The 14,219-nt window shown below is 65.3% G+C and carries 9 protein-coding genes; all 9 read right to left on the bottom strand.

What is annotated here, in order from left to right; translation table 11 throughout:
- Positions 1-69: 69 nt before the first annotated feature.
- The 9 genes from CKV91_RS01735 to CKV91_RS01695 all read right to left on the bottom strand — a co-directional run bounded on the left by CKV91_RS01735 (position 70) and on the right by CKV91_RS01695 (position 14,046).
- A complete protein-coding gene (locus CKV91_RS01735) occupies positions 70-1,494 on the bottom strand; it encodes a sensor histidine kinase (protein WP_065860864.1) in 1,425 nt (474 codons plus the stop codon).
- Between the two features lie 56 nt (positions 1,495-1,550).
- Positions 1,551-2,243 (bottom strand): response regulator transcription factor, encoded by a 693-nt coding sequence (locus CKV91_RS01730; protein WP_269457189.1) that lies wholly within the window; start codon positions 2,241-2,243, stop codon positions 1,551-1,553.
- Positions 2,244-2,272: 29 nt separating this feature from the next.
- Entirely contained in the window at positions 2,273-3,391 is a 1,119-nt protein-coding gene (locus CKV91_RS01725) for a type 1 glutamine amidotransferase family protein (RefSeq protein WP_065860865.1), read from the bottom strand.
- A gap of 1,155 nt (positions 3,392-4,546) precedes the next feature.
- A complete protein-coding gene (locus CKV91_RS01720) occupies positions 4,547-5,005 on the bottom strand; it encodes a low molecular weight protein-tyrosine-phosphatase (RefSeq protein ID WP_095141057.1) in 459 nt (152 codons plus the stop codon).
- A 187-nt stretch (positions 5,006-5,192) separates the two neighbouring features.
- Entirely contained in the window at positions 5,193-6,389 is a 1,197-nt protein-coding gene (metX, locus tag CKV91_RS01715) for a homoserine O-acetyltransferase MetX (protein WP_065860866.1), read from the bottom strand.
- A 153-nt stretch (positions 6,390-6,542) separates the two neighbouring features.
- Positions 6,543-7,865, bottom strand: coding sequence for an aminotransferase class I/II-fold pyridoxal phosphate-dependent enzyme (locus CKV91_RS01710; protein WP_065860867.1), 1,323 nt, complete (start codon positions 7,863-7,865; stop codon positions 6,543-6,545).
- Between the two features lie 774 nt (positions 7,866-8,639).
- Positions 8,640-11,054 (bottom strand): bifunctional metallophosphatase/5'-nucleotidase, encoded by a 2,415-nt coding sequence (locus CKV91_RS01705; protein WP_231933783.1) that lies wholly within the window; start codon positions 11,052-11,054, stop codon positions 8,640-8,642.
- Positions 11,055-11,204: 150 nt separating this feature from the next.
- On the bottom strand, positions 11,205-12,491 hold the full coding sequence (locus tag CKV91_RS01700; protein ID WP_065861045.1) for a TIGR04053 family radical SAM/SPASM domain-containing protein: 1,287 nt from the start codon (positions 12,489-12,491) through the stop codon (positions 11,205-11,207).
- Complete coding sequence (locus tag CKV91_RS01695; protein WP_065861044.1) at positions 12,484-14,046, bottom strand: protoporphyrinogen/coproporphyrinogen oxidase; 1,563 nt, start codon at positions 14,044-14,046, stop codon at positions 12,484-12,486. The genes CKV91_RS01700 and CKV91_RS01695 overlap by 8 nt, the downstream gene beginning before the upstream one ends.
- Between the last annotated feature and the right edge of the window lie 173 nt (positions 14,047-14,219).

The following is a 14,219-nucleotide window of genomic DNA, read 5'->3' as shown; positions in this document are numbered from 1 at the left end:
TCCCCAGCCAGACAGGTTATCCACAACCCTGCTGTGTACAACTTGGGAACAGACGGTGGAAACGGTGGATTACTTCGATGTGAGCAACGACTCACTGTCTGCCGGTTCATCCCCGGCGACGTCGTCCGGATCGACGGTGGGCAGGTGCATGGTGAACAGCGCACCGCCGCCAGGGGCCCGGGAAGCCTTGATCCATCCACCATGGGAGTTGACGGTGTGGGCCACGATCGACAGTCCGAGTCCGGTGCCCGGGGTGTTGCGGGACTGGTCGGACCGGTAGAACCGGTCGAAGATGTGAGGCAGGTCCTCGTCGCTGATGCCCGGCCCCTCGTCGGCCACGGTGACCGTCTCGTCTGCCATGCGCACGGTGATCCTGCCCCCACTCGGTGAGAACTTCACGGCATTGTCGAGCAGATTCGTCACGGACCGCTCGATGGCCTGCGAGTCGCCGAGCACCAGCTGCGACTCGGTCTGCACGTCGAAAACCATCGTGGGGCCGCGGCGTTTCGCCCGCTGGACGGCTCTGGCCACCACATCGGCCAGATCCATGATCTCTGGACGGGGCGGTGGGGCGTCCTCACGGGAGAGCTGCACGAGGTCGCCGATGAGTGAGGAGAACTCCCCGAGTTGGGCGGCGATGTCGGTGAGGATCTCGCCGCGCGCCTGCTCGGGAAGCATCCCGGTCTTCTGATCGGCCAGCAGCAGCTCGACGTTGGTGCGCATTGAGGTGAGGGGGGTGCGCAGCTCGTGGGAGGCGTCACCGATGAGACGTTTCTGGCGTTCCCGCGACTTCTCCAGGTTCGTCAGCATGACGTTGACCGAGGCGGCCAGCTCGCCCAGCTCGTCGTCGGAGTGCACCTTGATCGGGGTGATCTCGCCGGTCTCGGCCACCTCGTGCACGGCCCTCGAAAGATCACGGATGGGGCGGATGGTGTTGTTGGCAGCCCACAGTCCGGTGAGCGTGGTGGCGATGACCCCCACCGCTCCGGCGACGATGAGGATGATCCACAATGACTGCAGCACACCATATGTGGTGTCCAATGGTTCTCCGATGACCAGGGCGTAGTGCTCAACGGGGTCGGAATTGCCCCGGTCGATGCTCAGGGGTACGGCGACGATGCGGATCGGCTCGTTCTGCGAATCCACGCCGGTGCGCGAACTGATTCCCCAACCCAGTCGGGCAACAGCGAGTTCACTGGGTTCGGTGACGACGGTCCGGTTGGTTCCTGACACGGCTGTGATGGAGTTGTCGGCCCGTACCAGGTTGACGATGACCTCGTCGGTGACGTCGACCGAGCGGGAGCCCACACCGTCGAGGTTCTTCATGTCGACCTGGATCGGCCCGGAGACGGTGCTGGCGATCCGCGTGAGTTGGGAGTCAAGTTTGTTGAACAGCGTGATGCGGGTGGTGATGTAGGCGGCGACTCCCATGGCAATCACCGAGAGCGCCACGCTCAGGGAGACGAGCAGGGCGACACGTCGCCCCACCGTCATTCGGACTGTCCTCGTGCGTGGGTGCCATGCTCGCAGTCGCATCCACCAGCGGCGAATCACGAAGTCGCTTCCCGCATGACGTAGCCGACTCCGCGGACGGTGTGGATGAGCCGGGGCTCACCGTTCTGCTCGGTCTTGCGGCGCAGGTAGCCGATGTAGACCTCCAGGGAGTTCGCCGTGGTCGGGAAGTCGAATCCCCACACCTCGTGCAACAGCCAGGATCGCTCCAACACCTTCTCCGGGTTCTGCATGAAGACGGCGAGCAGCGCGAATTCGGTTCGGGTCAGGGAGATCCTGCGCCCGGCACGGGTGACCTCTCGGGTCTGTGGGTTCATGCGCAGATTGGCGAAGGTGAGTGTCTCGGTGTCGGGTTCACGCTCGCTCTCGTTGCGGGAGCGGCGGGTGAGTGCGCGCAACCGAGCGAGCAGTTCGTCCAGGGCGAAGGGTTTGACCATGTAGTCGTCCGCGCCGGCGTCGAGTCCGTCCACCCGGTCGCCGACGGCGTCACGGGCGGTGAGGATGAGGATGGGGACGTCATTGCCGTTGTCGCGCAGCATTCGCGTGGTCTCCAGACCGTCGAGCCGGGGCATCATGACGTCCATGATGACGGCGTCGGGATGGTTGCCGGACAGCCAGGCCAGGGCCTCCACCCCGTCCTCGGTCGTCTCGACGCCGTACCCGCTGTACTGCAGGGATCGTGCCAGGGACTCGCGTACCGCACGATCATCGTCGACCACCAGAATCGTCATTGCCATGTCCGCACCTCCTACCGATGGTTTCAGCTCTCGATGGTTGCGCCAGGGCCGCCGACTGGGGACGTGGGCACATCGGGTGCGGTGTCGTTCCCAGCATCACTGGCCCGGGACGCATCGGGGGCCTCCGGTGCAGTGGGGTTCTCGGCGGCAGTCGAGGCCGGGGCGCTGGCGGCGCCTGAGCCTTTTTTGGTGTGTGCTCGGTTCTTGCTCGTCGCTTTCGGTGAGTTCCGCTGGGTTGGTGTGGAGCTCTTCGTGTCGGCGGTCTCGGTGGCAGCCTCGTGCACCTTGGCGGCTTGCCGAGCAGCCCGTCGGGATGCGGCGGCAACCTTGGCAAAACCGTCGAACCGGGGTGGTGCCGGAGCGTGTGACGTGGTGGCCTTGGGAACCTGGCCATGCTCGGTGCGCACCAGCACGCCGTCCGCCTGGGGAGTGAACCATCGCACGATCCCACTGCCCATGACGTGGCACCGACCCGAGGAATGGTGCACCACCAGACAGGTTTTCTCATCGATGGACACGGCCGAGCCCAGATGACCGGACTCAATCGCGCTGACGAGCACCCCTTCGGGACTCAACTGATCAAGATGGGTGCTCACCGTCAGACCAATGAGCCCCAGCCCCTCGACGATCGTGAGGTCCCCGAACCCCCTCGAACCGGCCTCGGGGCCAATCTGACGCCCACCCAGACGCCATCCTCCGGCCAGGGTGGAGCACGAGCAGATCATCGCTCCGCCCGAGAACCCCAGCCACGGGGCGCCGCTGCGCACCATCCGGGAGAGCTGCTCGGCCGCTGGTCCCAGCCCGGCAAGATAGCCGGGTACCCAACCGCCTCCGACGATGATTCCTGCCAACTGGTCGAGATCGGCGGGAAGTTCGTACTGGGGGTTCTCCGGCCAAGTGGGCATGCCATCAACGACGGATGAGGTTCCCGGGCCATCCAGGTGGATCGGGACGATGGTGGCCTGAGGCCATCGAGAGCTCACGATCTGGCTGAGCTCCGCCATCTTCTGCTGGTTCTGCTCAGCCGGCCCGGTGACGGCGATTCCGACACGATCACCATGTGGGCGAGCCTCGTCGATGAACTCGTCATAAACCTGCTGCAACGATGCGTCATGGGGGCCACCGACCAAGAACAGACTCATGGGACACAGCCTAGCCGGGATCGGCGTCACAGGCCGTTTCGACGCCCGCGGCAGCTGCTTACCGACCGGCACTTTTGGCAGCCAGCGCATCTCTGCCCGTGCCCTCCTCGGCATGGGCGCTGTGCCCTTCACGGTGCGGGGGTGGATGTCATGGAGATTTCCCCTGTGGCTGCAGATCCTGCTCACCGGTTCTGTGCAGGTGACGCTGGTGTGCTTGTGCGGGTGGCGTCGGTGTCTGTGCGGTGGTGTTGGTGCGTCTGCCCCGGTGTGTGGATCGGGGGCGGTGTCTCATCGGGGCTCCGGGGGATGTGTGCTGAGTGACTGTCTCGTTGCGTGGGTCGGGGGCTTCGGGGGACGTGCTGAGGGGCTCCTCGTTGTCCTCGTTGCGTGGATCGGGCTGGTGTCAGCTCCTGGGGATAGCTGAGGGGATGCCCCGTTGTGCAGGTCGGGGCGGGGCTTGCAATGTCTCGGGGTTCGGGTATGGAAGTGCTCGCATCGGATGGCAATTTTTGACGGTTGCGGCCCCACTCAGGCAATCCACGTGCATGAAGGGGCTTGGTCTGTCAATTTTTGACAGGTACCTCTCGGCCACGTCTCTCAGTCGATTCTCGCCTGTAGGTTCTCGCCTCAGCAGATTCTCGCTCGTAGGGCCTTCCCTCGGCAGAACTTTGCCTCAGCCAGAGTCTCGCTCGTAGGGCCTTCCCTCGGCAGAACTTTGCCTCAGCCAGAGTCTCGCTTGTGGCCCTCGCCTCAGCGGAGCCTCGCCTGTAGGTCTTCCCCCAGCGGGGCCTCGTAGGCCTCGGCTCGTGCTCTCGCCATCGCAGCGGACACTTCACCGTCCGTGCCGACACGGATTCCGTGCTTCCCAGATCCCCGCGTGCCGTGTCTTTCGCAAGTCACTGAGGTCTTCCGCAAGTCGCACCAGGTGGGGGAGTGTCGATTTCTGACAGCACCGGCCCCCTCGGGCACATCATTTACCCGCAGGGGGTTGAGCTGTCATTTTTCGTCAGAGGTCGCCGCACCGAGCATGTTCTTGATACAGACAGGGCATGTTCTGGTGCGGACCGGGCGTGCTCCTGGTACAGAACCCGGTTCAGGATGTGGAGATACTTGGTGCAGGATGCGGAAGGTATGGGCACGGTCGCGGTGCTGGGGTCACTTTCGGATGGCTGCGACAAGGCCGGGCATGGCCGCCTCGATCTGGTCGGCGATGGTCTCGAATCCTGACGCGTCGCCGAACCAAGGATCATCCAGTGGGGTGCCGGGTGCCACCGAGGGGTCGTAGTCGCGCAACAGGACGATGTTCCTCGTCGAGGGTGCCATGCGGGCCATGGTCTGCACCTGGTAGGGCTCGGCTGCCACGACGAGATCGGCACGGCGAATCTCCTCGGCGCTGATCTGGTGGGCCGTGTGCGGGCGCACGTCGTAGCCACGGCGGTTGAGCACCGCGCGGGCCCGGGGATCCATCGGGTTGGCGTGCTCCTCGTCGGTGATCCCGGCACTGGTGACCTCAACGTCCAGCCCGGCATCGGCGAAGAATCGCTGGGCGATGCGCTCGGCCATGGGGGAGCGGCAGATGTTGCCACGGCAGACGAAGATGACGCGCTTGCTCATGCTCCCACGATGCCACATGCAGCGTGGTGGCGGGGAACTCCAGAACGGCACTCAGATGCACGCATCGATACGGAACTGTCCGATCGTGTCATCGACACGGGGCTGTCCAATCTGGTGTCAATGGGGACGCGGATTGTGCCCATGATGTGTGCGAGACGCTGATCCATCCATCTGAGTCGGCGGGCAGTCACTTTTGTGCAGTCACCTTTTGCCCATGAGCGTACGGCTCTGCCGAGGATGCGTCGGCGAAAGGCCGAGCGCTGTCCACGTCGACGCTGTACAATCCGGAAGCTCTCTCCTGGAGGAGATGTGGCCCGCCCCTGCCGTCGAGGTCGACGGCGTCGAGATAGTGGGCGAACACGTTCTGGAGTTGTTCGGTCTCGGTGAGGAAGCCGTCGTGGCCCACGTGGGAGACGATCGTGTCCAGACCGATGGGATTGCCGAGGTGCTCGGTGAGGAACTCCTGCTGATGCAGGGGGTACAGCAGGTCGGTGTCGACTCCGGCCACGTGCACCGGGATGGTGATCGAGGCGAGGGCCTCCTTGACGCCGCCGCGCCCACGTCCGACGTCGTGACGATTGACGGCGTGGGTGAGGGCGACGTATGTGCCGGCGTCGAAGCGTTGGAGCAGCTTACTGGCCTGGTGGTCGAGGTAGCTCTCCACGGCGAAGCGTCCCTGCGAGCTGCGGTAGGCGCTGAACGGTTCCTCACCTTTCTGCGGAGCCGATCCGAAGCGGGCGTCGAGCTCACGCTCACCCCGATACGTCAGGTGGGCGATCCGTCGCGCTGCCCCCAAGCCCCGGTCGGGGCAGCGTCCGGTGTCGTAGTAGTCGCCGTTCTGCCAGTCGGGGTCAGCCTCGACCGCGCAGATCTGGGTGGTCTGGATGCCGATCTGCCAGGCCGAGGATCGCGCCGAGGTCGCGATGACGCAGGCCGACCCAGCCATCTCGGGGTACATTGCCGCCCACTCCAGGGCTCGTGCGCCACCCATCGAGCCCCCGATGACCCCCAGCAGTTCGTCGATGCCCAGAAGCGCAAGTAGCTGCCTTTCGGCAGCCACCATGTCTCGAATGCACAGAGCGGGGAACCTCGACCCCCAGGCCCGTCCGTCAGGGGCTGGGGTTCCGGGGCCCGTCGATCCCGAACATCCACCCAGGACGTTGGTGCAGATGACGCAGTACCGGTCGGTGTCGATGACCAGACCCGGCCCGATGAGCCCGGGCCACCAGGAGCATGCGTCGGCGTCCCCGGTGAGCGCGTGCTCCACGAGGATGACGTTGTTCCCACGCTGCTGCCCCCACATCTCGTAGGCAATCCTCACCTGCGGGATGACGGCCCCGGCCTGCGTCGTGAAATCGCCGAGTTGAACATACTTCATCACCATGCCTCCTCTCCTGGGTGTGCGGATGGTGTACATACATGTGCTGCGGGCGTTGCGGCACATGGCATCCACGACGTACGCGATACGCCGTGGATGGGTGTGGGACGTTGCAGGTTGACGCCGCCCCGGGAGGGACGGCGTCAACAAGAGATGTGATCAGGCCTGTGATAGTGCGGCGAAGCCGAGCTTGAGGTCGTCGATGATGTCCTCGGGGCTCTCCAGACCGATCGAGAGTCGGATGGTCGCCTCGGTGATACCGGCAACCTCCTGACCGCGCTCGTCGCACTGCGCGTGGGTCGTCGTGGCCGGATGCACCACCAAGGACCGGCTGTCGCCGATGTTCGCGACGTTGGAATGGAGCTTGAGCGCGTCAATGAAGGCCCAGGCCTCCTTGCGTCCACCCTTGATGTCGAACGACAACACTGCGCCGACCCCGTCGAGGCCGAGCTTCTCCTTGACCGGGTACCACGGCGAGGACGGAAGACCCGGATAGTTGACCTTCGTCACCTGCGGCTGATCGGCGAGGAACTGCGCCACCTTGAGGGCATTCGAGCAGTGACGCTGTATCCGCAACTCCAAGGTGTCGAGGCCCTGCAAGGTGACCCAGGCGTTGAACGGCGACAGGCAGCCGCCGATGTCGCGCAGGACACCCACGCGCAGCTTCACGCCGAACGCCATCTCGCCCAGACCGGCGTACACAATGCCGTGGTACGTCGGATCGGGGTTGGCGAAGCCGGGGAAGATCGGCTGCTCGTCGCGGGTGACGGTCCAGTCAAAGGTGCCGCCATCGATGGCGATGCCGCCGATGCCAGTCGAGTTGCCCGTGTAGAACTTCGTCAGCGAGGCCACGACGACGTCGGCCCCCAGCTCGAGCGGACGGATGAGCGCCGCGGTGGGGACGGTGTTGTCGACGACGAAGGGCACCTTCGCCTCGTGGGCGACGGCGGCGACCGCGGGGACGTCAAGGATGTCGGCCAGCGGGTTGGCGGTGCTCTCGGCGAAGAACAGCTTGGTGTTCGGGCGGACGGCGTCACGCCAGGACTGCGGGTCGTCGGGGTCGTCGACGAAGCTCACCTCGATGCCCAGCCTCGCCAGGGTGAACTCGAATAGGGTGAGGGTGCCACCGTACAGACGCGGGGAGGAGACGATGTGGTCACCGGCGCTGGCGAGGTTGAGAACCGTCGCCGTGATCGCGGCCATACCCGAGGCGAACGCCACGGCGCAGCTACCGCCTTCCAGGGACGCCATTCGCTCCTCGAGGGCGGTGATGGTGGGGTTGTTGAGACGCGTGTAGATCGGGCCGTCCTCCTCCAGGCTGAATCGCTTCGCGGCGTTCTCGCAGGAGTCAAAGACGTAGGAAGCCGTGTTGTAGATCGGCATGTTCCGGGCACCTGTTGCATCGACGGGCTGACCCGCATGAATGGAGCGGGTGCCGAAGGCCCACCGGCCGACCTCGGAATTGTCGTAACGGTACGTCATCAATGTTCACTTCCCCTCGAGGGCGTAGGAATATTTTTTCTGAGCATAGAAAATCCATTGTCGGCCCGCAATGGATTCATCCCGATTTGGAAGTGGTGAGGAGGTGCCCTCGGTCAGCGGTATCCTTGATGTTCGTTTTGTGCCCAAAACCGTTCTCAGACGCTGGTGGTCGACAGGGTGGAAAGGCCCACGTGCTGGCTGGCCAGGCTGGCAGGGCCTGTCACTGCCATCGAGGTCACGCACGGTGCCGACACGATGGCTCAACGGTGCGGGTGGGTGTTGGCCATGCCATCTGCCAACGGTGGCGTGGTGGTGAGCCGGCACGCTCCACTTTCCCGTTGCGATGGGCTCAGCGTACCGGGGCTCGGGAACGTACCGGGGCTCGGGAATTGTCACCGAGAATCCGACTCAGCTGTTGATCCCCTCAGGCCCTCGTCGGTGTACCCCGCGGGGGTGTGGGCGCCCGATGAGTCGGTGGCCAGGTCGAATCCGCCCCGGGAACAGTACTGACGTGTGGTGAACATTTCTGACGCCAGAGCGAGGGGCAGGGCATTGTCCTGACACGTGTGGCCGTGTGGTGGGAAAAATGTTCACGCTGTGAGGTGGAAATGAGGAGAACTGCCCCACCGGTGGGAACGTAAGCACAATCATTCTTGACCTACCGGGGCGAGTGCGCGAGAAAACAGTGGCGGGGTCTCGGGAGCGTTCCCGAGACCCCGCCATGAACTGATCAATCGATGTGGTCAGTCCGAAACACGTCGGTTCTGGACCACCTCAGTTGCCGGTTCGTGGCAGGGCAGGGGTGGCTCCCGCGGAGGTGACGTCGCTGCCCGGGATGGTTCCATTGGCGCCAGCACCCGACTCCACACCCACAGCGGCGCTGGTACCCGCAGCGGCGCTGGGCGTTGCGCTTGGCGTCGCGGGATCGCTGGGCGTTGCCGTTGCGCCAGTTGCACTGGGCGTCTCGTCTGCCCCCGGGGTGACGTCGACGCTCGGGCTGGGATTGCTGCTCGGGGTGCCCGCCGTGGCACTTGGCTCGGGCGTTGAGGCGTCGTCCCTGGTGATGGTCACCTCCACCGGGATGACGGTGCCAGACTCCTCGGCGGTGAAGTAGACGACGTGCGTTCCGGACTTCAGCGAGGTCTTGGAGAAGTCGATCGTGCCGGTAGCGACACCGTCCTTGACGTCGAAGGTGGCCAAGGCCTTGGCGTTCGCATCCTGGGAGGTGCGGGCGACGAGCTTGGTGTTCGTCGGGGCGCCCTTGGAGGTGAGATCCAGGGTGTCGGGGGCGATGCCCTTCTCGGCGGTCTGACCAAAGGTGAACGAGAATGCGGTGTCGCTCACGCGCGTGGCAGTGACTGCCACGCCACGGCGGGCGAAGGATGGGGTGAGCTTGCCCTGATCCTTGATCCAGCCCACCCAGGTGTCCAGATCGATCTTGCCGGTGTCAACCGGCTTGGATCCCTTGGCGAGGGTGTGGAAGTTGTCACCGCCGTTGATGAGGAACGAGCCGGATCCCACGGTGTAGCTGGCCTTCGGATCGATCGGCTTGCCGTTGACCCAGACGCTGGTGATGCGCTGCCCCTCCGGCAGGTTCTCGTCGTAGGTGTAGGAGACGTTGTTCGACAGCCCCAGGGAGAGGAACGGGCGCGAGGGCACTTGGCCCTTCTCGTCGTGCTGCCACTGTTCCTCGAGCACCTGCTTGAACTGCTCGCCGGTGACTGTGGTGGTCATGAGCGAGTTGGCGAACGGCAGGACGAGGGCGGCGTCCTTGTAGGTGATCTCACCGGACTGCAACGAGGCACGGGTGCCACCGGGGTTCTGGATGCCGATGAAGTTCGGATCGTCCTTGCCCAAGGTGTCCTTGAACATCTGGGCAACCATGTTGCTCATGGCCGATTCGCGGTTGCGCACGCTGGAGCCGAACGACGAGTCCTGCGCGTCGGAGGCGGTGGTGATAGGCGCCGTCGCCGTGCCGATCACCTTGGCACCGATGACGTCGGCCTGCTTCCTGGCAGCCTCGGTGTCGGAGTTGATCCTGGCGATCACCGGGTCGGCGAGGTTGGCCTGTTTGGGGGCCGCCACCGTCTTGGCGGCGGTGGAGCACAACTGGGCACTCCTGGTGTCGTAGGCGAGGTCCACCTGGGCCAGGTGGGTGCCGTAGGATGCGGCTTGCAGCAGCGGTGCGCCGTTGCGTCCCTTCCACGAGTACAGCTGGTGGGTGTGTCCGTTGAAGGCGACGTCCACGTCGGTGCTCAGGTCGTTGTAGATCGGGGCGAAGTTGCCGTTGACCTTGGCAGGGGCGAAGTCGCCACCGGAGGCAGCACCCTCATGGATCGAGGCGACGACGACGTCGGCCAGGTGCTCGGACTTGAGACGTCTGGCCTCGGCGTTGACGGCCTCGACCGGATCGCCGATCGTCAGGTCGGCAATGCCGGCCGGGGAGACCAGCGAGGGCAGGTCCTTGGTGACGGCGCCGATCACGCCGATACGCACCCCACCCTTCGTGAAGACGGTGCTGGCCCTGAGATCGTCGGTGACGGTCGTGGTGCCCTTCTTGTAGACGTTGGCTCCCAGGTATGGGAAATCCCCGTCGATGCGTTTGTTGACGTGCTCGGTTAGATCGGTCAGTCCCTTGTCGAACTCGTGGTTTCCCACCGCCGAGGCCTCCAGGCCGGCGTCCTTGAGGATGTCGATCGTCGGGTTGTCGTCCTGGGAACCGGACTCGAATGTCGATCCACCGATGTTGTCGCCGGCCGAGGTGAGCAGGACGTGGTCGGCCCCCTTGTCGGTGCGGGCCTGCTGCACGGGGGTGAAGAGTTTGGCAGCCTCACCGATACGACCGTGGAAGTCGTTGAAGCTGAAGACGGTGACGTCGGAGTCCGGGGTGCAGGTCGCCGGGGAGCTGCTGGCCTGGGCAGAGCCGGTCGCGGCGCTGGTCGACGGGGTGGCGTCCTTGCTGGGTGAGCTGCTGGCCGATGCGCTCGCTGACGGAGCGGCGCTGGCAGATCCGGTGGGGGCTGCGCTGCCGGTGGGGGTGCTCGCGCCACTCGGTGTTGCGGACTCACTCGGACTCGGCGACTCGCTGGGGGTGGCACCTGCTGCCGGACCCGTCACGGCGATCGAACCGATCATCGCGGTGAGGCACAGTGCCGACAACGCGATGCGGTGCGTCGGGGTGTTGATCATGTGTTCTTCTCCCGGGGTGGTGAGGTGGCGCGTCATGGGTGACGGACCATCATCACCATCTCACCCCGTGAGAAGTCCTGGTGGCAAGGCCCGGGGGAAATTGTCACCAAGAGTTCAAGCGCCGGATCGCCCCCGGAACCAGCGGCTGAATCACCGCTCGATGCCCTCGGGCAGCTCGCCGGTGTACCCCGCGGGGATGTGGGCGCACGACGGGTCGGAGGCCAGGTAGTTGCCGGTCATGGCGTAGGCCGTGGACCTGGATCCGCCACAGAAGTGGTTGAACTCGCAGGCCCCGCACTTGCCCTCGAACCCCGACGGGTTGCGCAGTGCCCGGAACACCTCCGACTCGCGGTAGATCTGTGGGAACGGTTTGTCCTTGATCGATCCGCAATGGATCGGCAGGAATCCCGATGGGTAGACGTCGCCGGTGTGGTCGATGAACGCGAACCCCGATCCGGAGTTGATGGCGAGCGGGGTACGTGGGGGACGCGGTTCCTCGATGTTCTCACCGAGCAACTCGTGGGTCTCCTTGGTGAGCCAGTGGTACAGCTCGCCGTGTCTGGCCGGGGCGGCCTTGCCCTGACGAACTGCCTCGCGCTGGAAGGCGATACGGCGATACTGCGGTGCCTCGGTCGTCTTGATGGCGATACGGGTGGAGTTGTCGTGCAGCCAGTGCAGGACGTCCTCACGTTCGTGGGGGGTGAGCATGTCGAGGTGCTGACCGCGACCGGTGGGCACCAGCATGAACGTGTAGAACATGAACGCCCCGAGGTCGATGGCGTTCTTGAGCATCTGGGGTGCCTCGTGGATGTTCTTGGCGGTGAACACCGTGTTGAGCTGGAACCGCATACCCAGCTCGTTGAGCATGTGGCATGCCTCGATGGTGCGATCGAAGGTTCCCGGGAATCCACGGAAGGCGTCGTGGGTCTCGGCCGATCCACCGTCCAGCGACATCGACATCACCGACACCCCGGCGTCCTGCACCGCCTTGACGCGCTCGCGGGTGAACAGCGGCGTCACCGATGGCGAGATCGACACGTGCAGGCCCTTGCCAACTGCGTACTCGATGAGGTCGACGAGGTCGGGGCGTTCGAAGCAGTCGCCGCCAGTGAGGACGAGCATCGGGTAGGGACGCTCGTAGCTGGTGAGTTGGTCGATGAGCTCGTGACCCTCGGCGTTGGTGAGCTGACCCGGAGCGGCACGGTGCTGGGCCTCGGCCCGACAGTGCTGGCACACCAGGGCACAGGCGCGGGTGACCTCCCAGATGACGAGGAATGGTTTGTCGTTGAGATCGTGCTTGATTTCGCGCACCAGCGGGCCGTGGCCGGGATGCCCGCCCGGGTGGCCACCGGGATGTCCTCCCGCAGCTCCGGGGTGACCACCAGAGTGTCCGGGGTGGCCGGTGGAGCCGTGTCGGGGTGTCGCGAGTTCAGTCATGCAGTTTCTCCTCAAGGACGTCGGTGGCCACCTGGTGACCAGCGATGATGGCATTGGGCACACCTGCCCCGTTGACGCCGGCTCCAGCCGCGAACAGCCCGGAAAGCCTGCTCAGGCCGGTACGCACGGCGTCGATGCGTTCGTGATGTAGTGGACCGGGCTGCGGCATGGCGGCGGTGAATCGGTGCACCAAGTGGTTGTGTGGATTCACCCGCAGCCCGATGCGTCCCAGCTCCTCCACCGAGGCGGCGCCGAGCTCCTCGTCGGACCACTGGTCGATGTTGATCCCGCGGTCTCGTCCGACGTTGAGCCGAAGCAGATGTGTGTCGGCAGGGTGTCGGTCGGGCCACTTGTTGGTGAGGTTGACCACTTGACGGATGAGTGGCGACCAGGCCGAACCGACGAACCAGTCCACCGCCTCGGCGAGGGGATGCGTCGGACGGTCGATGCGCAGGACGACGGCAGCCACCGTCACTGCGCGCTCCCTCGACAGTGTCGAGGCGGTGTCGGGGGCAACCGAGCGCAGCAGTTCGGCGCTCACGGCCGTCGGGGTGGCCAGCACCACGGAGTCTGCGGCCAGGGTGCGTTGCCCGGACTCGTCGGCCACCTCCAGCAGCCAGCGGCCTGACGTGCCCTGCTGTTCCCGACCATTCGCCGAGGCGGTCCTGTCCTCGGTACGGGTCACATCGTCTGTGTCCATCCCGCTTCGCGTGGCGCCCCGGGCAGTGGTGCCTCGGGTAGTGACGCTCTGTGCAGTGGCGTCCTGAGGAGCCTCTCCCCGGGTCAGTGCCACGGCACGGGTACCCGTGAGTACGGTGACGTCGGCCGACAGGGCAGTGGTCAGCTCGCCCATGCCCTGACGCCAGGACCCCATGGTTGGTGTGCGCGGGGCCGTGGTGGGGTGTTTGGCGTGACGGCCCGGGCGCGATCCGTTCTCGCCGAGTCCCAGCTCCCGGCGCACGGTCTCCTGCAGAATGGAGTCTCCCGAGGTCGCCGTCCGCACCAGGCCCGGCGAGACGCTTTCCAGTGCGAAGGCATTGATGTCCGCAGCGTGGATCGCCCCCACCAGGGGATCGACGATCGCCGTGGCAACCCCCTTGCCGAATCGTGCCCCGATGAACTCGCCCACGGTGACCCCGGCGGGCTGAGGGCGTGCCAGGACCGGTTCCAGACCAGCTCGCAGCAGGTCGGCCGGGGAGAGCACTCGGGAGGCGATGGTGGGGAACAGCTTGGTCGGCCCCACCGGCGTCACCCCGTCGGGCAGTGGCACGACTCCGTGCCGGCTGGACAGCAGTGAGGTTCCTTGGGTGGGGTGGATCATCGACTCGTCAAGACCGAGTTCGGTGATGAGTTTCTGGACTCCCGGAGCACGCAGCGGCGCGGCCTCGGCACCCAGGTCGACGGCCTGGCCGTCCAGCTGCGCTGAGCGGACCTGTCCGCCCAAACCGTCCGAGGCCTCGACCAGTGTCACCTGGCACCCAGATTTCTGCAGACTGTGTGCGGCGACGAGGCCACAGACCCCGCCCCCGACGACGATGACCCGGCGAGCATTCACGTCATCAAACGTACCTCAACCGCGGCGCACAATCCTCCCGGGGACGTGCCTGGTCGAGGGTTCCTCCCACCGGCGAACTGCCGGTCTTTCGCAAGGATTGTCGGGGGACAGGTCATTGCCGAGTGGACGACGGCGTACTACATTGGCTACCGATCGGTAACTTACCGTTCGGT

The organism is Cutibacterium granulosum (genome assembly GCF_900186975.1).
Lineage (GTDB): Bacteria > Actinomycetota > Actinomycetes > Propionibacteriales > Propionibacteriaceae > Cutibacterium > Cutibacterium granulosum.
Note: the sequence above shows the minus strand (reverse complement) of the source record. Positions and strands in the feature narration are given on the sequence as shown.